The following is a 23,006-nucleotide window of genomic DNA, read 5'->3' on the forward strand; positions in this document are numbered from 1 at the left end:
CAAACAGCGTAATTTTCGTGTTAGTTATTTTTTAAGATGTACTATTGGAAGTAGCTAGTAGAATAGTATTGATGGATGTAATAATTTATTGAAGCTCAATAAGATTGCCAGAAAGTTTAGATGATTAATAATACCTAATAAGTTAAACTGTAATAAAATATTGAATTGAGGTGTTGAAATGAATCAGAGATTAAACGAGTACAACCAACCAATTGGTGAGGATTTGTCCAATTGGCAGAAAGCAAAATTTCCATCTGATATGAATTATATCGGAGAGTATACGCTTGTCACTAGATTTTCGCAAACACATACCAAGGAACTCTATAACGCTTATAAAAATTCACACCCTAGTAATTGGACTTACCTCCCCGAGGAACCACCTCACACGTATGAAGAATTTGAACAGACATTATTTAGGAAAATAGAAAGCGACACACATGTCTATTATACCGTGTTAAGCAAAGAGACAAACAAACCGCTGGGAATCTATAGTTTAATGAGGATAGATCAGGATAATGGGGTAATTGAAGTAGGTAATGTTAATTTCTCAGATGCATTAAGAAGAACAAGAATATCTACAGAAGCCTACTATTTATTAGCTAAGTATGTATTTGAAGAACTCCAATATCGGCGTTATGAATGGAAATGCGATTCCCTTAATGCCCCTTCTATCAAAACAGCAAAACGTTTAGGTTTTAAGTATGAAGGAACCTTCAGAAATGCCGTTATCTATAAAAAGCGCTCAAGAAACACCAGCTGGTTTTCAATGCTATTGGAAGAATGGCCGCAAAATAAAAGAGCTTTCACTCAGTGGTTGGCAGAGGAGAACTTTGATGACAAAGGTGTTCAACTTCAAAGATTAGAAACATTTAAGCAATAAGAACGAAATTACCTGCTTATTTATTAAAACAATCGGGCGCAAGTTGTACCAGAAATTCGTTATTATGTTGTGGATTGCATTTCTGGTACATGTGGGGAAATTAAATGTAAATAAAACGACTTATCGAATGATAAAGTGATAGCTTGTATTATGAATTCAATTAAAAGTTTTAGGAGGCGATAAAGTGTATTCTTCAGAAGAAACTATACTAGAGCTAACAAATAGGGAGCAATGGTTAGAGGCATTTCCTGTTATGAATCAGTTACGTACTGACTTAAACGAAGAGACATATTTAGAATTACTCAACGAAATGATGAAAGATGGATATTTATTGTATGGATTATATAAGGATAAGCAAATAGTTTCCTTAGTTGGCTTTAGTTTGAGGGTTAATTTTTACAGTAAGCGTCACGTTTTTGTTTATGATCTTGTCACCGATTCTGCTTACCGTTCATATGGATTTGGTGAGAAGTTACTAAATTATATACATAAGTGGGCTAAAGAAAATGATGCCTTGTATGTAGCATTAGAATCTGGGGTTCAGAGAGAAGCAGCGCACCGATTTTATGAAAAGAAACTTGATTATGATAAATGGTGCTACTCTTTTAGAAAAACGCTTTAATGAATTATAATGAATCTTTCAATTACCGTGTGCTTGATTAGATAATAAACGATTGCGTCCATATAATGTGATCACTAAATTTGTATAGGCCGTGGGTAAGCAATTGAAAAGATATACTGTGAAATGCTGAATTTATTTCAGCGTTTTTTTGTGTGAATTGTTAGGGATGAAAATCTTTGATTGATACGAAAAACATTCGGAAATACTATATCGAACTCTTCAATTCTATGCTACGATTGGATGCGTTATCTTTAAACTAGGGAGCGTAGAACTATGAATTTTAGAACATACATCAATAAACATCGTTTTTGGGTACTCGTTCTTATCGTCTTTATATCAGGATTTTCTCAAGGAATGCTATTGCCTCTTATTTCTACGATTTTTGAGAGGGATGGTGTTTCAAGCACACTGAACGGTTTAAATGCTACAGCGCTATACATTGGGATTTTACTCGTTTCCCCATTTATGGAGGCCCCCCTTCGAAAATTTGGTTACAGACCAACAATTATATTTGGTGGCGTCCTCGTAATTGTATCGTTACTGTCATTTCCTCTTTGGAAAAGCATCGTTTTTTGGTTTTTCCTACGCTTACTTATCGGAATTGGGGATCATGCACTTCATTTTTCAACCCAAACATGGGTGACAAGTACGTCTAAGCCGGGCAGATTGGGTAGGAATATTTCAATCTATGGTTTATCCGTTGGAGTTGGATTTGCGGTAGGACCTTTATTTGTTCCTCTAGTTGATGTATATGAAGGATTACCCTTTATTGTTTCGGCAGGAATGAGCTTACTTGCATGGGTTCTTGTTTTTGCTTTGAATAATGATTTCCCAGATACGTTAATCGGTGAAACCGGTCAAGTGAGTTTTACATCTCGGTTTAAAGCTACGATGATTGTCTCTTGGATTGCTTTTTTGGGTCCGTTTGGCTACGGTTTTCTCGAGTCCTCGCTGAATTCGATGTTTCCAATTCATGCGCTTCGGAGCGGCATCCCGTTATCGATGGTGTCGCTGATCATCCCAACATTTGCAGTAGGGGGGATTATCTCGCAAATTCCACTAGGTATTCTTTCTGACCGGGTTGGAAGAAAGCCTGTCTTGCTACTTGCTTTTGGAGGGTCTAGCCTTGCGTTTATCGGTGCTGGGTTTATGGGTGGAAATGCGGTTGGATTAATGGCTATGTTCTTTTTTGGCGGTATGTTCGCGGGGTCAATTTTCTCACTAGGTATTGCTTATATGTCTGATTTAACCCCGAAATCACTATTGCCCACAGGGAACTTATTATGTGGAATCTTTTTTAGTATAGGGAGCCTTACTGGACCGATTTTAGGTGGGTATATATTGGAAGTGAAAAAAGATTTTAATTACTTATTCCTATTTCCTATATTTTTAGTAGTGTTATTCATTATTACTTTAATAGGAAGACCGAACAGAAAAGTGGAGCAAGTTGGCTAGATTATGGAGTGTTCGATAGTTCCAAAAAAATCACTTTGTCTATATGACTCTTACAGAAGTAAAGCTATTAACTTGAATTGCTATTCAGACTATTGATAGACTTGATAGAGTATTGAAAGGAGTGTTTTGCTTTGAGTTCAAGTATTCCAGAGATTACGCTAAATGATGGCTTAGTAATACCTGCTATTGGGTTTGGTACGTACAGCTTGAATGGAAATGAAGGCGCTAACGCAATAACGAGTGCAATCGATGTAGGTTATCGGTTGATTGACTCTGCCTATAATTATGAGAATGAAGGTACGGTGGGGGAAGCGATACGCAGAAGCTCAATCCCCAGAGAGCAATTGCGAATTACTTCGAAGTTGCCAGGTCGATATCAGGCTTATGATAAAGCGGTTACTACAATCCAAGAATCGTTATATCGTGCGAATTTAGATTACTATGATTTGTATCTGATTCACTGGCCAAATCCTAAGCAGGATACTTACGTGGAAGCTTGGCAAGCATTAATTGATGCAAAGAAGTTTGGACTCGTTCGTTCGATCGGTGTCTGTAATTTCTTGCCGGAGCATTTGGAACGATTAGAGAAGGAAACTGGTGTCAAACCAAGTTTAAATCAAATTGAATTGCACCCGAATTTTAATCAGGAAGAACAACGAAAATGGCATGAAGAAAATAACATCTATACCCAGTCGTGGAGTCCAATTGGGCGAGCGGGAGATATATTAAATAACGAAGCCATTCAGATGATTGGAAATGAGCATAACAAGACGATTTCGCAAGTGATTTTACGCTGGCACTATCAACTTGGTGCGATTGCAATTCCAAAATCATCTTCAAGAGCACGTCAACTTGAAAATTTATCGATATTTGATTTTACATTGAGTGAAGTAGAAATGAATGTGATTTCGGCACTATCTCGCGCAGATGGAAGAATTCAAGACCAAGATCCAGCAGTCTATGAAGAGTTTTAACTAGGTCCAGTTGTCAATCACTGTCAATAGACGAAAAAAAGAGCGGCCAATTGGCTGCTCTTTTTCACTTCAAATTTATTTCGGTAAAAATATTTCGCCTTCTGGACCTAATGGAATTCCAAGTAAGAACCAAACAGCGAAGAGGACAATCCACATGATACTAAATGCGATTGAGTAAGGTAATAAAGATGTCATTAATGTACCGATACCGAGTTTAGGATCATACTTTTTAGCAAATGTTAACACAATTGCGAAGTACGCTAGCATTGGTGTAATTGGGTTAGTAATTGAATCCCCAATACGGTAAGCCATTTGAGTTACAGCAGGGCTGTAGCCTAAAATCATAAACATAGGAACAAATACTGGAGCTAGTATCGCCCACTTAGCAGAAGAACTCGCTATTAAGAAGTTAATTAGTGCCGCCACTATAATGAAACCAATGAATAATGGAACACCTTTTAATCCGATTGCTTCAAGAGTTTCTGCCCCTTTAATCGCTACTACTGGTCCTAAGTTACTCCAGTTAAAGTAAGCAATCATTTGTGCTGCTACGAAAGCAATTACGATATACATTCCCATGCTTGACATGGATTTAGCTAAATGCTCAGCGAAATCTTTTGAGTCTTTAATAACGCCCACAATTCTACCGTAAATGATCGCTGGAACTAAGAATAAGATCATCATTAGAGGAACTAAGCTATCCATTAATGGAGAAACAGTTAACGAACCTGTTTCTGGATGTCTAAATAGACCATTTTCAGGAATTGAAAGGCTTAGAACAATAATTGCAAGGACCGCTACTGAAATACCAGCCCATTTGAGACCTTTTAGTTCGATCGGTTTAATCGGTTCAATCGTTTCTACAGCACCTTCGTACTTTCCAAGACGGGGTTCTACAATTTTAGTTGTAACTAAAACTGCTACTGGGATTAATACAAATGTTGAAGCTACTAGAAAATAGTAGTTCATCGCCGGGTTGGCAATATAAGATGGATCAATCATTTGTGCTCCCGTTTGTGTGAACCCAGCAACAAGTGGATCGAGTAAACTTAAAATTAAGTTGGCACTAAATGCACCCGCAACGGAAGCGTAAGCGGCAGCTAGTCCTGCGATCGGGTGACGTCCTAAGGCAATAAAAATCATTGCAACAATTGGAGGTAAAACGACCATAGCAGCATCCGCAGCCGCGTTTCCTACAATAGCAACTAGCACTATCGTTGGGAGGATAATCTTTTTTGGAGCGCTTAAAATTGTCTTTTTCATAACTGAGCCAATTAGCCCTGTAGATTCTGCAAGCCCCACTCCGAACATAACGACTAATACTAATCCGAGTGGTGGAAAGCTGGTGAAGTTCTTAACAAGGTTCGTTAAAATCATAATCAAACCTTCACCGTTTAATAGATTAATAACCGCGATTTCTTCCCCATTTCCAGGGTTTACAGCTTTTGTTCCTAATAAAGAAAAGATGGTAGAACATACTAAAATAAGTGCAGCAATATAAACAAATAACATAACCGGATCCGGTAATTTATTACCGTATCTTTCAACAAAATCTAAAAACTTATTAAAAAATCCGCGTTTCTTACCATTATTCTCTTCAATTGTATTCGGTGAACTCATTTATTCCTCCCCCTTACTATTCTATTTTTTAGACTTGATTCAAGCTTGTCTAACAGATAGATTACTATTGATATTGCAAACCGTCAAATTATTCTAAAGAATTTTATAACTCTGAATAAACGTAAAACCACTCACACCTCCCGGAAGTTGATAGTTTATTCTTTATCTTTACATAAGTTCAACAGTTTGCTATTTTAGATGAGCGAGCAAAGATCTAACAAATGTTAAGATTGAATTTAATTTATATATTAACTTATTAAAGAGTATATTACTAGGGGGAATAAAAATGACAAAAGAGACAAAAGAAGTGTCTGCAGAAAATCCGTTTGCAAATTATCCACAACAACCTCATGGTGGTAAATTAGTAGACAAGGTGATCGTAGGTAAAGAGCTAGAAAAAGAATTAGAGAGAGCAGAGCAGTTGCCAAAAATTATGATTGATATGGAAGCTGTCATTACAATAGAAATGATTTCAACAGGTGTTTTATCACCAAATGAAGGGTTCATGAATGAGCTTGATTATAAGTCAGTATTAGAAAATGGTCGACTGGAAAATGGTCTTGTTTGGCCAGTACCCCTTAGTTTTGCTCCGACAGGAAAAAGAAATTCGACAATTGTCCAATCGCTCTCAGTTGGAGATGAAGTAGCACTTGTTAATGAAGATAATCTACCGATTGCAATTTTACACTTGAATGATATTTTTAGTTACGATAAGGAATATCGTGCATCTCATCTCTTTGGAACAACGGACCGAAATCATCCAGGAGTAGACTCCATTTACAGAAGAATGGGGGATGTCGCACTCGGAGGCCCATTAAAGCTTCTTCGTCGATTGGACTGGGGACCGTTTGAAAAACTACGTTTGGAGCCAAAAGATACGTGGCATGATTTTTATGAAGTAAAGAAATTTCGTTCCGCTGCAGGCTTTATCACAGGAGCGAATCCCTTGCACAGAGGTCACGAGTACATTCATAAAAATGCTTTAGAAGAGATTGATGGTTTGCTCCTTCAACCTTTGGTGGAAATGGCAAAGCGTGAGTACACACGACATGAGTTTCGGATGTTGTCATACCGAAGTGTATTAGATACGTATTATCCGAAGGGGAGGTCAATATTAGCTCCGCTCCGGGTAACCTACATCTTTGCGGGACCACGTGAAACGGTCCTTCATGCGTTAATTATGAAAAACTACGGTTGTACACACGCTTTGATAGGCCGGGATCATGCGGGAATAGGAGATTACTATGATAAGTATGCGAGTCATACGATTTTCGATCAATATGATCCTGAAGAGCTTGGAATTGATATACGACTTTTCCATGAAGTATTTTATTGTACAAGATGTGATAGCCCAGCTACAGGCCAATCCTGTCCACATGATGAACAATTTAGAATAAATATATCTGGAACGGGTATTCGTGAAATGCTTCGACACGGCATAATGCCACCTAAAGAAATTGTCCGACCTGAATCAGCACGCATTGCAATTCAAGGGATTCAACCGAAAGGTCTTGATGAGAATTTTGAAGCGATTTCACCGGTTGGAAAAACAATTAAAAGTATTTTCCCGTTCTATTTAGAAAGAATGCGACTCGGTGGCCGAAAGCGCATAGTGCCTTTAACAATCGAAGAATTAACTACTATTGATTTAGAAGAAGTGAATTTAGACGTTCGTTCGAATGCAGATCGCGTGTATAGAGAAGTTTTTGAGGAATTTAGCAGCATGACAGATACGAATCGGAATCTACAACCAGAATGGATCACAGATGCTCGTGAAGCTGCGCGTAGTCATCAGGAAATGGTTATTCAAGACTTGGAAGAAAAAATTGAACTCGCTCCTGAAACAGCTTCTGATGAATTTATGTATCAGGATAAAAAAGAATCCGAAAAAGAACTTGAAGTTGCAAAGAAGGTTTTGGAAGATATTCCAGTAGCTCTTCGAACTGGAGATATGGCGTATAGAACTTGGAATGTATTACCTTATAAACGTTACCGTGGCAGCGATGAACCGAACGAAAAATAATTAAAAAGATTACCATTCGTCTAAACAGTTATTTTGTTTAGATGGATGGTTTTTTATTTGCATTGGAATAAATAAAGAAATTACTATTAATACTAATGTATCCCTTTACCGATTATTGGCGAATGAAGAAATATCTACAAAGAAATTGTCATAATATCTTACGATTCATTTGCAAAGTGTGGGGAATTTCATGTTATAATACTTTTTGAATGATAACAATTAATCGGAATATAGATCGTTTTACTTAGAAACCAATGAACGGGAAGATATTCAAACTTTAAGGAACGGGGAAGATGTTGTTTGCTACATTATGAAATACATGAACTAAGTCCAACGCATGAATGGGTTGTATTTCTTCATGGTCTTGGAGGAAACTCGAACATTTGGTATAGGCAAGTTAGGGAATTTAAAAAGCATTATAATTTACTTTTTATCGATTTAAAAGGGCATGGCGGATCTCTAGACTATAAACCAGAACGTTTAAAATACACGGCAAAAGGATTAGTTGAAGACGTACTGGGTGTCCTCGATTTCTTGTCGATTAAAAAAGCTCATTTTGCAGGAATCAGTCTAGGAACGGTTGTCCTTCACAGCTTACATATCTATGCACCTCACCGAGTGATAAGCATGGTTTTAGGTGGGGCAATTATTCGCTTTACAAAACTTGCACGGGTTCTATTAAAAACGGGGGACATGATTAAAGGATTTGTTCCATATATGTGGTTATACAAATTATTTGCATGGATCCTTATGCCGAAACAACATCATAAACAATCACGAAATTTATTTATTACAGAAGCAAAGAAACTACGTAGAAAAGAATTTATTAGATGGTATAAGTTTGCTTTTAACGTACCTTCTATTTATCCGCAAATCGATACAAGCAAGAATTTAATTCCAAAAGTCTACATTATGGGGGACCAAGACTATATGTTTATCGGTCCAGTAAAAGAAGATACAGCTTCAGATAAGGCTGCAACTTTACACATTATTGAAGAATGTGGACATGTTTGTAATGTTGAAAAATACCGCGAATTTAATCGAGTAGCTATTCACTTTTTGCAGGAAAATGGACCTGAGAACCAGCCAGCTACAAAGTCAGTAGATTCAAAGCGAACGAGTGCTTAATTAGGTAGTCATTGAATGAACCAGCTTTTCCCTTTTGGGGATTAGCGGTTCATTTTTTCATTTTGATTGTTATAGAAAAAGAGACTTGTATATATAAGTGTATAGTTATATGCTTATTACTGTATTTTAAATGGAGGAATGAGAGATGGACAAGTCCGAAACAATCGATATTCATCGCGCGTCACAATTACTAAAGTTACTTGGAGATCCAACGCGTTTGACGATGATGAAGTTACTCAAATCACATGAATGTTGTGTTTGTGAATTTGTTGAGATTTTTAAAATGAGTCAACCGGCAATTAGCCAGCATTTGCGAAAGCTTAGAGACATTGAATTAGTTAAAGAACAACGAAGAGGGCAATGGATTTTCTTTTCCATCAATCAAGATCATCTTGACTATCCATTTGTCGAAAGTATCCTTTTGCATCTTCCAGATCAGACGGATTCGATTACTGAACTGACAGCACAAGGGCTTCGTGTTTGCTGCGAGTAGGGGGGAATAAATACAATGATTTCAGTTCTTACAGCTTCATTAATCTTCATAATTACTCTTGTATTTGTAATATGGCAGCCTAAAAATTTATCGATTGGTTGGTCTGCATCAATTGGTGCAGTCGTTGCTCTGTTACTCGGCGTTGTAAATTTTCAAGATGTCCTTGACGTAACAGGAATTGTTTGGAACGCAACCCTCGCTTTCATCGCAATTATAATCATATCTTTAATTTTAGATGAAATCGGATTTTTTGAGTGGTCGGCATTACATATGGCTCGATTAGCCAAAGGTAGCGGAATTCGTATGTTTGTGTACGTTAGTCTTTTAGGGGCAGTCGTTGCCGCATTGTTCGCAAATGATGGAGCGGCGCTAATTCTTACACCAATCGTTCTTGCAATGGTACGAAATTTGAATTTCAATGAAAAGATGATTTTCCCATTTATCATTGCAAGTGGATTTATCGCCGATACGACTTCACTGCCATTAGTAGTGAGTAACTTAGTCAATATTGTTTCGGCAGACTTTTTTGGAATCGGTTTTGTAGAATATGCATCACGAATGATTGTACCTAATTTATTTGCATTAGTTGCGAGTATCTTAGTGTTGCTGCTCTTCTTCCGGAAAAGCATTCCTAAGAACTATGAAGTTGCAGATCTAAAACGACCGAAAGATGCCATTAAAGATTTGAAAATGTTTCATCTGGCCTGGGTAATCTTAGGTGTCCTCCTCGTCGGGTACTTCTCAAGCGGACTGACCGGACTTCCTGTTTCAATTATTGCTGGGATTACAGCTATATTCTTTATGATCATGGCACAAAGGAGTCCTGCGGTTGAAACGAAGCAAGTGCTAAAAGGCGCGCCGTGGGCTATTGTGTTCTTCTCGATAGGGATGTATGTTGTCGTTTATGGACTTCGAAACGTTGGGTTAACAGGTGTCTTAGGTGATGTTATTCAATTGGCAGCCAATCAAGGACTTTTTGTAGCAACGATTTCGATGGGTTTTATAGCAGCAATCTTGTCGTCACTCATGAACAATATGCCTACCGTTATGATTAACGCATTGGCAATATCAGAAACGACTACGACAGGTCCAATTCGTGAAGCGTTAATTTATGCGAATATTATCGGCTCGGATTTAGGTCCCAAAATCACACCAATTGGATCTTTAGCGACGTTATTGTGGCTCCATGTTTTATCCCAAAAAGGTGTGAAAATATCTTGGGGAAGTTACTTTAAAATTGGAATCATCCTAACGGTTCCTACGCTCTTAATTACACTTATTGGACTTTATTTATGGTTGTCATTTATTCAATAAATAATGAAAAAGGGGATGATCAGTATGACGAAAAAAACACTTTATTTCTTATGTACAGGGAATTCGTGTCGTAGCCAAATGGCTGAAGGTTGGGGAAGAAAGTATCTTAGTGAGGAATGGCAAGTTCTTAGTGCTGGGATTGAAGCACATGGTGTCAATCCGAGTGCTGTGAAAGCAATGAAAGAAGCAGGAGTCGATATTTCAGATCAAACATCGGACATTATCGATTCGGAAATTTTAAACAACGCCGATTTCATCGTCACACTTTGCGGAGATGCCGCGGACAAGTGTCCTATGACGCCGCCTCATAGTAAACGTGCGCATTGGGGATTTGATGATCCAGCGAAGGCAGAAGGCTCAGAAGAAGAGGAGTGGGCCTTCTTCCAACGTGTCCGAGATGAAATTGGCGCTCGGATCGAACACTTTTCTAAAACAGGTGAATAAGCAAACAAAAAGTAGCGTTGTTAGTAAAACGCTACTTTTTGTTTGCAGTTTATGATTAAATCTCTACTTTTTTCAGACTATTCATAGACGATGTAGTAAGAAACTCTGGGGAATTGGGGTTAAACTCATCCCAAGAACTTATTTCGTAGGTTGGTTGAACTGTCGTGGTATTTTCCTTCTTATCCCGATTAAACCAACACGTATCGATACCAAAATTATTCCCACCTTGAATGTCTGACGACAGAGAATCGCCAATCATTAATACTCGGGATGTATCGGTAATGTTGAGCGCATTGAACGTATATTCGAAAATCTTCGGATCCGGTTTTTGCGTTCCAGTTTCCTCAGATGTAATAATCACCTCAAACGTATCATGCAAAACAGAACTTCCGATTCTCTCATTTTGAACATCTGTAAATCCATTTGTTAAAACAGCTAATCTACACTTTGAAACTCGGTCTAACATCTCTAAGACCCCATCAATCATGTGAACTTCTTTTCCTAAGTTATCTATATACATTTCCCCGAAACGTTCTGGGTCTATATCCAGTTCATGTTCTAAAAATAATCGTCTGAACCGTTCAGACTTCAAGTTAGATATTGAAATTCGACCCATTTCTAAGTCATTCCATAAAACTTTGCTAATTGCCTTATAACTCTCTCGATACATTTCTAATCCATTTGGTAATTCAAAGGATTGGAATGTTTGGTCGAGCGCATTTTTTTCTGCCTCATTAAAGCTGAAAAGTGTGTCATCTAAATCAAATAACAAAACATCGTATTTCAATTTGGGTATCATCCTTTTTATCTATGTCTAAATATAGTTTACCGAGAGGGATAGAAAATTACAATCGATTCAAACGTTTTCTACCCAATTCTAAGTAGAGCGATAAAGTGATTGATATAAATATAGAAAAGAAAGATTCGGAAATAGTTTAGGTGAAAAGTCAATATGTGTTTCTGAATAGTAATACTGAAGTAATCAAGAGATTATCTAAGGTTTATAATAAAGGAAGTTTCTAAGTGGATGTTCTAAATTGATAGCAACATCAGGATAGGAATGACTTGTAAAGCAAATCTAGTAAACTTGTGAACAAAGTATGACGAAAAAGTATTGACAATTTATTTGCTCTATAATATTCTGATAATAACTTAAGAAAACGTTTTCGTAAAACGTTTTCTTAGATTACTTAGAAATAGGGTGAATGGCGATGGGTAAAATAACGATTAAAGACATCGCAAAACTGGCCGGAGTTTCTATTACTACGGTTTCTAGGGTTTTAAATGAGAAAACAGAAGGCGTATCGAAGCAGACACGTGAAAAAGTGTTGAAAATTATTGAAGATATTAATTTTCAGCCGAATCAACTTGCTCGTGGACTCGTTACAAAGCGCTCAAAAATGATTGGGCTAATCGTTCCGAATATATCGAACCCTTTCTTTCCTGAACTTTGTCGGGGAGCAGAAGATGCAGCAAACGAAGCCCAATATAGTTTGATTATTTGTAATTCAGATGATCAATCGAATAAAGAAGAGCATTACATTCGGCTTTTAAGGGAACAACAAGTTGATGGTGTTCTTCTTTCGAGTAAAGACAAATTATCTGCAAGTAATGAAGAAATACTTTCATCCAGTAAGATGCCATTTGTCCTCTTAGATCGAGGCGGCGAAGTGAATGAGCATTCGGGAATTTTTTTGGATAATGAAGTAGGGGGATTCCTAGCAGGCAAGCACTTAACGGATTTAGGACATCGGGATATTGCTTGTTTAATTGGTCCTTCTGAAATTCAAAATGTAACAAATCGTCTAACTGGTTTTCGTCGAGCACTGAGTGAAGCAGGGGTTGCATTAAACGAATCAAATGTAATTCAAGGAAATTTTCAAATGGATCATGCTTATGAAAATATGAAGAATTTTCTAGAAGCGAATCGAGTTACTGCTGTTTTTGCTTGTAATGATTTGATGGCTTGTGGTGTTTATCAAGCAGCCCATGAACTAAATATCCAAATACCAAACCAGTTATCTGTAGTGGGATTTGATGATATCTCACTTGTTAATGCCTTAGTTCCTAAACTAACTTCTGTACGACAAGAAACGTACGAGATGGGTAAAAAAGCGGTCGAGTTACTTATTGAACAAATTGAAACAGATAAGAAACAAGCAATACTATTCACGCCGACACTTTCTATAAAAGAAAGTACAACGAGCTTAAAAGGAGCCCCTATTCATGAAAATACCAGTAATTATTGATTGTGATCCAGGAATTGATGACGTAATGGCGCTAACACTTGCTTATGCACATCCAGAATTAGATGTTCGTCTGATTACAACGGAACCAGGAAATCAAACACAAGCGAAAACACTTTATAACGCGAGAGCTTTTTTAACGTATATTCAACAAGATGTAGAAATTGCAAAAGGGTTGGATCAACCAATCTTCAGAAGATTACAGGTCGCTGCCGAAGTTCACGGTGAAAGCGGATTAGGAAACGTAGAATTCCCTGAGCCGACATTACAAACAAGTAAACGCTCAGCAATCGAAGCGATAAAAGAAACGCTTTTAGAAAGTGAAGAACCTATTGTTCTAATTGCAACGGGTCCACTTACGAATATCGGGGCACTCTTACTTGCACATCCTGAGGTAAAATCAAAGATTAAGTACATTTCTTACATGGGCGGCGCAGCTGTAGGCGGAAATATGTCGCCGACTGCAGAATTTAATGTGTATGTGGATCCACATGCAGCCCAAATTGTTTTTGCGTCCGGTGTACCAATCGTAATGAGTGGTCTCGATGTCACGCATAAAGCATATGTAACATTAAGTGAACTTGATAAAATTGAAGCCATTGGAACTGACTTTGCGCAAAAGATCGGGACAATGCTTCGTTTTTATATTAATGCAGCTAAGAAAACAGGCTTTCATGAAGAAAACTTTGAACATGTGATTCGTTTGCATGATTTGTGTGCGGTTTCATATGTGTTAACACCAGAGTTGTTCGATGGAGATGACTGTTATGTAGAAGTTGAACTTGAAGGGAGGCTTACTTCCGGGACTACCGTTGTAGATTATGATCAAAAGACAGGGAAAGATCATAATGTAAAAGTACTTCATTCCGTAAATAGAGAAGCATTTGTAGAGCAATTCTTCAATGCGGTTCAAAAAATTAGTCAAGCAATCAACTAGCTAGCAGTTAAGTTGACAATTAGAGGAGGAGAAAAGAATGAAGCGAAGTTTTAAAGATGACTTTAATTTGATGGCAATGTTACTTATACCAATTGGTGTTGCAGTGAACCTTGTAGGTTTTCAACTAGCCAACGTTTTACGACTTCCGGTATTTTTAGATACAATCGGTACAATCTTGATAGGTGTTATCGCAGGTCCATGGGTTGCACTACTCGCAGGTCTTATAACTAATTTAATTAACGCTATTTTTAATCCCATTTACTTGCCGTATGCACTTACTTCAATGGCAATCGGTGTCGGAGTCGGATTTATGTCTAAGTATGGTTTGTTTAAGACAATACCTAAAACTGTGCTTGCAGGATTTTTCGTTACTTTAATTGCAGTTGCGGTTTCTGCTCCAATTACTGTTTTAGTGTTCGGTGGAGCAACTGGTAACACTTCTTCACTTATTACAGCTACATTTTTAGCAGCAGGTCAAGAACTTTGGACAGCGGTCTTCTCATCTTCATTTATAACGGAAGTTGCCGATAAAGTTGTCTCAGTACTAATTGTTTACGGAATCGTAAAAAAGATGTCGGACCGTTACTTATCGAAAATGAATTACGGGGAACTATATATGAAACGCGAAAAACGTAAGTAAAGCACACACTCCTTTCGTTCACTTGGGTTCAACTGAAAGTGAGCGAAAGGAGTCTATTTATTCTTAGGAGTGATCAACATGAAAGAAAATGCAATTTTACAGCTCCATCCGATGACGAAATTTTACTTTGCATTATTTGTTACAGCAGCCGTTTTAATAATACCGGGCTATGTATTTTCATTTTTATGGTTTCCAGTACTGCTACTCATCGCTGTCATTGCAGGGGTTGCAAAAGAATTTTCGAGCATAATTTTAAAAGCATTGGTATTCCTTCTGGTAATTATTTTCCTCATGCAGTTATTTTTCTATCCAGGTGAAGAGGTCATTGGGGAGTGGTGGATTCTTCAGATGACACAAGAAGGATTTAACTATGGTTTAATATTAGCCTCTCGGATATTGGCGATTGGTTCTGCGTTCATTTTATTTTTCCGAATTACCGAAGTTCGAGATTTTGTAAAAGCACTCGAGGATTTGGGCATGCCACCAATGGGAGCTTATGTGGTCTTATCTACGCTTCTAATTCTTCCTGAGATGAAAAAGCAGGCAGATACGATCTTGGATGCACAGAAGACACGTGGAGTGGAAACCGAAGGGTCACTCTTTGTACGTGCGAAGGCTTTCATTCCGACACTTACTCCCCTAATTTTGTCTTCGATTGCAAGTACAGAAGAACGGGCAATCACTTTGGAATCACGTGCATTTTCTGCACCTACGAAAAAGACAAGTCTTCATAAGTTAACGAAAAAATCGATAGATCGAATTTTACCTATATTATACATCGTTATATTAGTTGGACTTGTAGTATGGAGGGTTATTTCATGACACATATGATCGAACTTAAAAATGTGACTTATCGTTACCCAGTGGGCGACGACTACGTATTAAAGAATGTTTCTTTTGAAATTGAAGAGGGCAAATTCACCGCAATTGTTGGGAATAATGGTTCTGGTAAAACGACTCTTTGCAATGCGATTCGTGGGTTCATTCCACATTTCCATAAAGGTGATCTTGAAGGTGAAGTCATTGTAGATGGCAAGCAAATTGTGGATTATCAGTTGGGACAACTAGGGGAAAAAATTGGTTACGTGTTCCAAAATCCATTCATTCAAATATCTGGAGTGAAAGATACCGTATTTGATGAAGTGGCTTATGGTTTAGAGAATTTGGGAGTTCCGGTAGAAGAAATTATCGAACGGGTGGAAGAAGTTTTAAAGTTGGTTAGAATCGAGCATTTGCGTGAAAAGAACCCATTTGAGTTATCGGGTGGGCAAAGACAACGTGTCGCTCTTGCTTCAATAGTAGTTATGGATCCTGCTATCCTAGTTATCGATGAGCCAACTTCTCAACTTGACCCGATTGGGACAGAACAAATTTTTGATATCATTCGTCTAATGAAAGAACGTGGAAAGACGATCGTATTAGTAGAACATAAGATGGATTTAATCGCAGAGTATGCAGACGACTTAATCGTCCTTCATGATGGGGAACTAGTTTTAAAGGGACCGGTACGCGACGTATTCGCAAATCCAAAATTTGCAGAGTACAACATTCAATATCCACATGTAACCGAGATCGCACTCGAACTTCAAAAGCAAGGCAAGGAACTAGCATTCATACCTATCCGGGATGAAGAATTAATAGACGCTTTAGGTGGGAAAGGGGAAGTGGACAATGAGTAATATCGAGTTAAAAGAAGTTAGCTTCTCCTATCCTGATGGAACGAAAGCTGTGGAAAATTTATCATTAACAATTGCTCCAGGAGAACGCGTAGCGATTGTTGGTCAAAATGGTGCAGGAAAGACAACTGCGGTTAAATTATTAAATGGTTTGTTAAAACCAACTGAAGGTACGGTTCTTGTTGGAGATTGGGATACAAAAGATTATACAACCGCCAAAGTGTCTCGAAAAGTCGGATATGTATTCCAAAACCCAGATGACCAAATCTTCCACAATGATGTTGAATCTGAAGTTCGTTTCGGACCCAAAAATATGGGGTTCGATCAAGAACGAGTAGACAGTCTAACGAAGTGGGCGATGGAACAATGCGGCATTGAAGAATTTGCTGAAGAAAACCCATATAATCTACCTTATTCTGTTCGGAAATTCGTGGCAATCGCATCGGTTCTAGCGATGGATTCAGACGTTATTATTTTAGATGAACCAACTGCGGGGCAAGACAAAGTTGGCTTGAAATTATTAGTAAACATGCTTCAAGTCCTTGAGGAAAAAGGCAAAACAGTTGTAACAATCACACATGATATGGAATTCGTAACGGAATTTTTCCATAGAATCATCGTTATGGCAAATCGTAAATTAGTTATGGACGATCATGCAAGTAAAATATTTTATGATAAAGATGTGTTGGAAATAAGTATGTTGAAACCACCGGCAGTTGCTCGGATGGCTGCACTTTTAAATTATCCAGACGGTATCCTAACAAAGAAACAGCTTCTGCAAGCGATTTCTGAAAGAGAAAACGTATGAAAACCGTGAAGCCGAAGATAGTTGTTGTTGGAAGCATTAATATGGATTTGGTTTACACGGTACCGGATATTGTTATAAAAGGGGAAACACTTCATAGCAGCAATCATGAAGTCTTTTTTGGTGGAAAAGGGGCCAATCAAGCCGTTACAGCGGGTCAATTAGGCGCATCTGTTCAATTTGTTGGCAATGTTGGTGTAGATGAATTCGGAGAACAGGCTAAAGCTAATTTAACTTCAAAAGGTGTTTCTGTTGGCGGAGTTCAATCCGTCGGGATGACTGGACAAGCAATTATACAAGTTTCAGAAGAAGGCGAAAACGCGATTGTTCTCTTTCCAGGGGCTAACTTTTTTATTACTCCAGGACAAGTGGAACAATCCACTTCTACTATAGAAGAAAGCGACCTTCTACTACTGCAACTAGAAATTCCGTTAGATGCTGTAGAAAAGGCGGCAGAAATTGCTCATGAAAAAGGAGTTAAAGTCATTTTAAATCCTGCTCCTGCGAGAGACTTACCGGATTCCTTGCTGAGTAAAGTTTCGATTCTAACACCAAACGAAACAGAGCTCGAAATACTAACAGGAATATCAGGGACGTCAGAAGCAGAACTTAAAAAAGCTTGTGGTCAACTGATTGAAAAAGGTGTACAAGCAGTTGTCGTAACGCTCGGTTCAAAAGGATCGTTCTATATGACCGCTAACGAAAGTGATTTCGTATCAGCCGAGGTCGTTAAAGTGAAAGATACTACAGGGGCAGGAGATGCATTTAACGGTGCGCTCGCTGTAGGGTTATGTAAAGGTGAAACATTGCGTGAGTCAATTCAATTCGCTTCTAAGGTGGCTGCCTACGTCGTAACGAAAAGTGGAGCACAACCAATGATTATAGAAGACTTTATTTGAGCGTCTAGTTCCTTCTAAGTATCCTATTTTGCTATATAAAATAAAGTAGACCACTAATTCGCATAGAAATTAGTGGTCTACTTTATTTGTAGTTTATTAATTTCAGTTCCACAATTGAGTAAGATACACAATGTTATAAAAGATAGTACACTTAACAATAGAAAAATAAGTGTAGTAATGTGTTGTTTTGTATTTTTTAGAAATCTCCACTCTAAAATAAATTGAAATCCACTAGGAACCCTTCATTTCCACCTACATTTTTATGTAAACGTATCTAATTAATCTTTCTGCAGTGAACAGTTTGTTGAAATTAGATTTTCTATTCAAGTAGTTCCTAGATTGTTCGTATAACTTTATCAAAGAATACTATAAAATTGCATTAATTTATAATTGAAAGCACAGAATAAAAGTGTTTCCTGTTGGATGTTATATTAGTATATGATATATTTATTAGCATATACACATTATCCAGACTCATTTTTTCAAAGTCTACGTACAACGTTTAGAAGAACTTAAAAGGAGGAAGTTAGTTATGACTATAAAAAAAGTAACAGTAGCAGGTGGCGGAGTATTAGGAAGTCAAATCGCATTTCAAACTGCGTTTAAAGGATATGAGGTTGCTTTATATGATATAAACAGCGAGGCAATAGAAAATGCGAAGGAAAGAATCAGCGTTTTGCAACAAAGATATGTTGCAGATAATTACGGTACACAAGAAGAGGTAGATGCTGCATATGAACGTCTGTCACTTCATACCGATTTAGCAAAATCGGCAGAAAATGCTGACTTAGTCATCGAAGCGATTCCAGAGCAAATTCAAATTAAGAAAGACTTTTATCAGAATTTATCTAAAGTAGCAAAAAAAGATGCGATATTTGCTTCGAACTCTTCTACATTTGTTCCATCTCAGCTTAAAGAAAATGTGGATCGTCCTGAAAGGTATTTACACTTACACTTTGCAAATGAGATTTGGAAACTAAACGTTGCAGAAGTCATGAAGCATTCAGGAACAGCTGACGAAGTTTTTGAAGAAGTAATCGAGTTTGCAAAATCAATTGCAATGGTTCCAATTCCAATTTATAAAGAGCAACCGGGCTATGTTTTGAATAGTCTTCTTGTTCCATTACTAGGGGCGGGTTTACAGTTGGCAGTAAATGGCGTTGCAGATCCAAAAACGATTGATAAAACTTGGATGATTTCAACTGGTGCTCCGATGGGCCCATTTGCTATCCTTGATGTTGTTGGTCCAAATACGCCATATAATTTATTTAAAGGGTACAGTGAAGCTGGAGACAAACCTTCTGGTAAAATTGCAGAATGGTTAAAAACAGAGTACCTTGACAAAGGAAGGTTAGGCACATCGAACGGAAAAGGAATTTATTCGTATCCTAATCCTGAATACGCTAATCCAGACTTCTTAAAATAATCGTGCAAATCAAAGGGGCAGTCTAGAAAGTCAGTTTTAACTGACTTTCTAGACTGCCCTTTTTCGAATTTGAAAAGTAGTTGATCACTTGAACATAAAATGCTATTCCAATGTCCGGTAATAATAATCAATCGGTATAAATAGGCCGACTTTTCCGTGCTCATCATGATCTAGTGTAGCGAAAATAACGCCTATCACTTTACCTTCTTCATTTATTATCGGACTTCCGCTATTACCTCTGTAAACAGGTGCTTTGATCATAACGACTGGATCCTCCCAGTCTCTCAATTGGATATAGTCGATAATTTCTCCTTCGTTCGCAATTCCGTAAAAACTTAGCGGATTACCTATAAATTGAATGGGATCGCTTGGGAACGCATTCGTTTCTTCAGCGAGATTTAAATGTGGCAAGTTTTCCTTATTTAATTCAATAACAGCCAGGTCAATTTCTGGATACGTTTCTGCAACACTTGCTGTGTAGCGTCCATCATCTGGGAACACGACAGTCACAGAGTCGTAGCCTTCTACAACATGGTAGTTTGTTAGTATCGTACCTTCCTCAGAAATTGAAAATCCAGTGCCTCTACTTTCACCTGTGGAAATAAGTACAATCGACTTTTTATAGAGTTCAATGTCTTTATTTGTAGACATTTTTGCAGATGTGATTAAGAAATCAATCGCAGGTATGGAATACAATTGAAATAGAACTGAGAACGTATTTACGGTCATAAAGATTGCGATGGTCCAATACATCCACTTTGGGAAAGGACGCTTTGTTTTCTTCTCTTTATCTTTTAAAAGAGCTTCTCGCTGTGCTTCCCAAACAAGTTCATGCATTTCTTCTTCGTCAATATCTTCGTATAAATGACTATCTATAGCCGAATATCGATTCTCTTTCTGTTCATCCATCTGCTCACATCCTAAAGTTACTTCCTCTAATGTTGCCATAAAAACTAGTAAAACTCAAAAAACAGTACTGAATGTGTGTTAATTAGTGATTGGAATTATTAATGAAAAATTATACTGATAAATTAAAGTTTAATAACTGTGTCAAAATTCTATCTATTCTGTATAATGAACTTAGATATAGATTGTAATTGTATAAAGCTTACGATTTAGGGGGCTTTGGGTATGGATGTTGAGCGATCTACTTGGAAGTATGCATTTGCTGGTATTTTAGTGACAATAAGTACATTAGGGTTTGGGAGAATGTCCTATGGGATGATGATGCCTTTTATGATGGATAGTTTATCCCTTTCTTATGAGCAGGCAGGAATGTTGGGAACAACTAATTCTATGGGGTATTTGGTGATGGTTCTTTTTGCTGGTATTCTTGCTGCAAAGTGGGGGTCTAAGAGGTTGGTTGTTATTGGAACAATTCTAGTAGCAAGTGGTTTACTATATATGTCATTTGTACAAAGCTTTACTGCCAGTCTAATTGCAATGATCGTTTTGGGAGTAGGAACGGCTTTTAGTTATACACCTCTTGTGAATATTATTGTAGGCTCCTTTCCGACGAAGCGTGGAATGATGATTGGTTTCATAGTCAGTGGGTTTGGCATAGGAACGTTAATATCTAGTTTACTAATACCGGTTTTCACAACGTTGTTTGCTGCGGATGGTTGGCGGTATTTATGGTTTTTTTATGGAGTTCTATCCCTTTTATGTGTACTATCCTCCTTAATTATCCTTAAAGATCCACCTGTTTCTTTATTAAAAAAGACTGAAAATGCTACATCCTTATGGAAAGAAGTTTACTTACATAAAAGGGTTGTATTAGTAGCGATAATTTATGGCCTTATAGGATTTGCATATTTAATTCCCCAGAACTTTTTATTTAGCTTTATTCTTGAATCGGGAATCGAAAGCTATTCCGCAGGTCAGATTATGGCAGTGGGTGGGGTGATGTCCATATTGAGTGGTCCATTATGGGGGACGATTTCAGATCGAATTGGGAGAAGAAAATCACTCTTAATAACGCTTATTACAGGGGCAGCATCTGTTCTAATCCCTGTTTTCTTTCCTGTTTTTCTTGGTTTTTTAATCAGTCAGTTTATATGGGGGATGACACTGGTTGGTATGCTGTCACTTATTCAAGCTGTATCTACAGAACAAGTTCATCCAACATTTGCACCGATAGTCCTTGGTTATGTCACAATTTATTTCGCGTCGGGACAATTGCTTGGTCCTGGTTTAGGTGGTTGGATAATAGATTATGTTGGAGGTATTCAATCAGCCCTACTCCTTTGTGCAGTTTTACTATTTATCGCGTTTATATTTTCATTACGATTGAAAAAGAAAGAAGTAGAAGTAGTAAAACCAGTGCCTGTTTATCCTTTTGAATAAAACTACAAAGAGGGACTAGAAGGTTAATAAATCAAGAAAGCACAGCACATCGGTTTTACGACCGAAGTGGCTATGCTTTTTTTACTGAAGACTTATTTTGGTCGAGTAAAACGAGTTGTTAGAATAACACCTAAAATGACAAAGAGTCCTCCAATGATTTGGAATAAGTGAAGTGATTCCCCAATGAAAGTGATAGCAAATAAAGAAGCAAATACAGGAATAAAGTTCAAGTATACGCCTGCTTTATTCGCACCTAAACGAATCACTCCTGTATTCCAAAATACAAACGCCACAATCGAAGCGAATATACCCGTGTATAAAATAGCGCTAATCGATCCAAGAGACCAAGTGATTTGGAGTGCAGGATTTATTAATTCATACATAAAGAATGGGAAAAGCATAAGAATACCCATGCCAATTGTTACTAATAGCGTGGAACTACTTGGCAATTTCATAGCAGAGTATTTAACTGTAAGTGAATAGAGTGCCCAGGATATGACAGCAACAATTACAATTAAATCACCTTTATTGAATGAAAAATGCAGTAAGCTTTCAAAAGATCCTTTTGAAATAATAAAAAGAACACCTGCTAATGAAATGAAGGATCCGAGTAATTGGTATCTAGTCAACCGTTCTTTTAGGAAGATAAAAGAAAAAACATAAATTAGTATTGGAGTCGTAGAGTTCATCAATGATGCATTAATGGACGTTGTGTAGTGCAGGGCAAGATAAATCAACGTGTTAAAACTTGCGATTCCTGTAAGAGCCATAAAAATGACTAATTTCAAATGTTTACGAATTTGTCTCCACTCTCGTTTTAATGGCCCCCATGCGATTGGTAAGAAAACAATAAACGCGGTGCACCATCGAAAAAAGGCAAGTGTAAATGGTGGTAAATCATTTGAAATTGCTCGTCCAATGACAAAGTTTCCTCCCCATAGAACAGTCGCCAATAATAACAATACAAACGGAGGAACTTTATTCAATTTTAAAACCTCACTTTTCTGATAACTGATTCTATCATACAAGCCTATTCAACGACAAGGGGTTGTTAGTTTTTAAACTACCTTTAGAAAAC

General features: G+C 37.5%; 22 protein-coding genes. 18 read left to right on the top strand and 4 right to left on the bottom strand.

The genetic code is table 11. The features are described from left to right. Positions 1 to 178: 178 nt before the first annotated feature. From ACXYMX_RS12980 to ACXYMX_RS12995, 4 genes are all read left to right on the top strand, one after another. Positions 179 to 880: a GNAT family N-acetyltransferase gene (locus tag ACXYMX_RS12980; RefSeq protein ID WP_459044668.1), complete on the top strand. Its 702-nt coding sequence runs from the start codon at positions 179 to 181 to the stop codon at positions 878 to 880. Between the two features lie 184 nt (positions 881 to 1,064). Beyond that, positions 1,065 to 1,502, top strand: coding sequence for a GNAT family N-acetyltransferase (locus ACXYMX_RS12985; RefSeq protein ID WP_459044669.1), 438 nt, complete (start codon positions 1,065 to 1,067; stop codon positions 1,500 to 1,502). Positions 1,503 to 1,775: 273 nt separating this feature from the next. After that, entirely contained in the window at positions 1,776 to 2,957 is a 1,182-nt protein-coding gene (locus ACXYMX_RS12990; RefSeq protein ID WP_459044670.1) for an MFS transporter, read from the top strand. 131 nt (positions 2,958 to 3,088) lie between these two features. Beyond that, positions 3,089 to 3,931 (top strand): aldo/keto reductase, encoded by an 843-nt coding sequence (locus ACXYMX_RS12995; RefSeq protein ID WP_459044671.1) that lies wholly within the window; start codon positions 3,089 to 3,091, stop codon positions 3,929 to 3,931. A 75-nt stretch (positions 3,932 to 4,006) separates the two neighbouring features. Here ACXYMX_RS12995 and ACXYMX_RS13000 read toward each other — a convergent pair whose 3' ends face one another. Further along, positions 4,007 to 5,551, bottom strand: a complete 1,545-nt coding sequence (locus ACXYMX_RS13000) for an AbgT family transporter (RefSeq protein WP_459044672.1) — start codon at positions 5,549 to 5,551, stop codon at positions 4,007 to 4,009. A 286-nt stretch (positions 5,552 to 5,837) separates the two neighbouring features. Here ACXYMX_RS13000 and ACXYMX_RS13005 point away from each other — a divergent pair, with 286 nt between their 5' ends. The 5 genes from ACXYMX_RS13005 (at position 5,838) to arsC (ending at position 10,953) form a co-directional block, all read left to right on the top strand. Continuing rightward, positions 5,838 to 7,574 (top strand): sulfate adenylyltransferase, encoded by a 1,737-nt coding sequence (locus ACXYMX_RS13005; protein ID WP_459044673.1) that lies wholly within the window; start codon positions 5,838 to 5,840, stop codon positions 7,572 to 7,574. A 300-nt stretch (positions 7,575 to 7,874) separates the two neighbouring features. After that, on the top strand, positions 7,875 to 8,702 hold the full coding sequence (locus tag ACXYMX_RS13010; protein ID WP_459044674.1) for an alpha/beta fold hydrolase: 828 nt from the start codon (positions 7,875 to 7,877) through the stop codon (positions 8,700 to 8,702). Positions 8,703 to 8,847: 145 nt separating this feature from the next. After that, positions 8,848 to 9,195: an ArsR/SmtB family transcription factor gene (locus ACXYMX_RS13015; protein WP_459044675.1), complete on the top strand. Its 348-nt coding sequence runs from the start codon at positions 8,848 to 8,850 to the stop codon at positions 9,193 to 9,195. 15 nt (positions 9,196 to 9,210) lie between these two features. Further along, positions 9,211 to 10,509, top strand: coding sequence for an arsenic transporter (locus ACXYMX_RS13020; protein ID WP_459044676.1), 1,299 nt, complete (start codon positions 9,211 to 9,213; stop codon positions 10,507 to 10,509). Positions 10,510 to 10,533: 24 nt separating this feature from the next. Then, positions 10,534 to 10,953 carry an arsenate reductase (thioredoxin) gene (arsC, locus tag ACXYMX_RS13025; protein ID WP_459044677.1) on the top strand — a complete coding sequence of 140 codons (420 nt, stop codon included), beginning with the start codon at positions 10,534 to 10,536 and terminating at the stop codon, positions 10,951 to 10,953. Positions 10,954 to 11,008: 55 nt separating this feature from the next. Here the strand turns inward: arsC and ACXYMX_RS13030 are convergent, their stop codons facing one another. Continuing rightward, positions 11,009 to 11,740, bottom strand: coding sequence for a YjjG family noncanonical pyrimidine nucleotidase (locus ACXYMX_RS13030; RefSeq protein ID WP_459044678.1), 732 nt, complete (start codon positions 11,738 to 11,740; stop codon positions 11,009 to 11,011). Between the two features lie 424 nt (positions 11,741 to 12,164). Here ACXYMX_RS13030 and ACXYMX_RS13035 point away from each other — a divergent pair, with 424 nt between their 5' ends. The 8 genes from ACXYMX_RS13035 (at position 12,165) to ACXYMX_RS13070 (ending at position 19,582) form a co-directional block, all read left to right on the top strand. Further along, positions 12,165 to 13,202, top strand: coding sequence for a LacI family DNA-binding transcriptional regulator (locus ACXYMX_RS13035; protein WP_459044679.1), 1,038 nt, complete (start codon positions 12,165 to 12,167; stop codon positions 13,200 to 13,202). After that, the gene (locus ACXYMX_RS13040; protein WP_459044680.1) at positions 13,180 to 14,136 is read left to right on the top strand and encodes a nucleoside hydrolase; all 957 of its coding nucleotides are present in this window, start codon (positions 13,180 to 13,182) and stop codon (positions 14,134 to 14,136) included. Before ACXYMX_RS13035 ends, ACXYMX_RS13040 begins: the two co-directional genes overlap by 23 nt. 37 nt (positions 14,137 to 14,173) lie before the next feature. Beyond that, on the top strand, positions 14,174 to 14,776 hold the full coding sequence (locus ACXYMX_RS13045; protein WP_459044681.1) for an ECF transporter S component: 603 nt from the start codon (positions 14,174 to 14,176) through the stop codon (positions 14,774 to 14,776). A gap of 78 nt (positions 14,777 to 14,854) precedes the next feature. Continuing rightward, positions 14,855 to 15,598, top strand: coding sequence for an energy-coupling factor transporter transmembrane component T (locus ACXYMX_RS13050; RefSeq protein WP_459044682.1), 744 nt, complete (start codon positions 14,855 to 14,857; stop codon positions 15,596 to 15,598). Continuing rightward, positions 15,595 to 16,455 carry an energy-coupling factor ABC transporter ATP-binding protein gene (locus tag ACXYMX_RS13055; protein ID WP_459044683.1) on the top strand — a complete coding sequence of 287 codons (861 nt, stop codon included), beginning with the start codon at positions 15,595 to 15,597 and terminating at the stop codon, positions 16,453 to 16,455. The genes ACXYMX_RS13050 and ACXYMX_RS13055 overlap by 4 nt, the downstream gene beginning before the upstream one ends. Continuing rightward, positions 16,448 to 17,260 carry an energy-coupling factor ABC transporter ATP-binding protein gene (locus ACXYMX_RS13060; RefSeq protein ID WP_459044684.1) on the top strand — a complete coding sequence of 271 codons (813 nt, stop codon included), beginning with the start codon at positions 16,448 to 16,450 and terminating at the stop codon, positions 17,258 to 17,260. The genes ACXYMX_RS13055 and ACXYMX_RS13060 overlap by 8 nt, the downstream gene beginning before the upstream one ends. After that, positions 17,257 to 18,156, top strand: coding sequence for a ribokinase (gene rbsK / locus ACXYMX_RS13065; RefSeq protein WP_459044685.1), 900 nt, complete (start codon positions 17,257 to 17,259; stop codon positions 18,154 to 18,156). Before ACXYMX_RS13060 ends, rbsK begins: the two co-directional genes overlap by 4 nt. Before the next feature lie 532 nt (positions 18,157 to 18,688). Next, entirely contained in the window at positions 18,689 to 19,582 is an 894-nt protein-coding gene (locus ACXYMX_RS13070) for a 3-hydroxyacyl-CoA dehydrogenase (protein WP_459044686.1), read from the top strand. Positions 19,583 to 19,684: 102 nt separating this feature from the next. Here the strand turns inward: ACXYMX_RS13070 and ACXYMX_RS13075 are convergent, their stop codons facing one another. Then, positions 19,685 to 20,491: a S1C family serine protease gene (locus tag ACXYMX_RS13075; RefSeq protein WP_459044687.1), complete on the bottom strand. Its 807-nt coding sequence runs from the start codon at positions 20,489 to 20,491 to the stop codon at positions 19,685 to 19,687. A 222-nt stretch (positions 20,492 to 20,713) separates the two neighbouring features. On the opposite strand from ACXYMX_RS13075, the gene ACXYMX_RS13080 reads away from it, so the two are divergent. Then, a complete protein-coding gene (locus ACXYMX_RS13080) occupies positions 20,714 to 21,928 on the top strand; it encodes a YbfB/YjiJ family MFS transporter (RefSeq protein WP_459044688.1) in 1,215 nt (404 codons plus the stop codon). A 92-nt stretch (positions 21,929 to 22,020) separates the two neighbouring features. Here the strand turns inward: ACXYMX_RS13080 and ACXYMX_RS13085 are convergent, their stop codons facing one another. Continuing rightward, a complete protein-coding gene (locus tag ACXYMX_RS13085; protein ID WP_459044689.1) occupies positions 22,021 to 22,914 on the bottom strand; it encodes a DMT family transporter in 894 nt (297 codons plus the stop codon). Between the last annotated feature and the right edge of the window lie 92 nt (positions 22,915 to 23,006).

The sequence above is a fragment of the Sporosarcina sp. CAU 1771 genome, assembly GCF_054482775.1.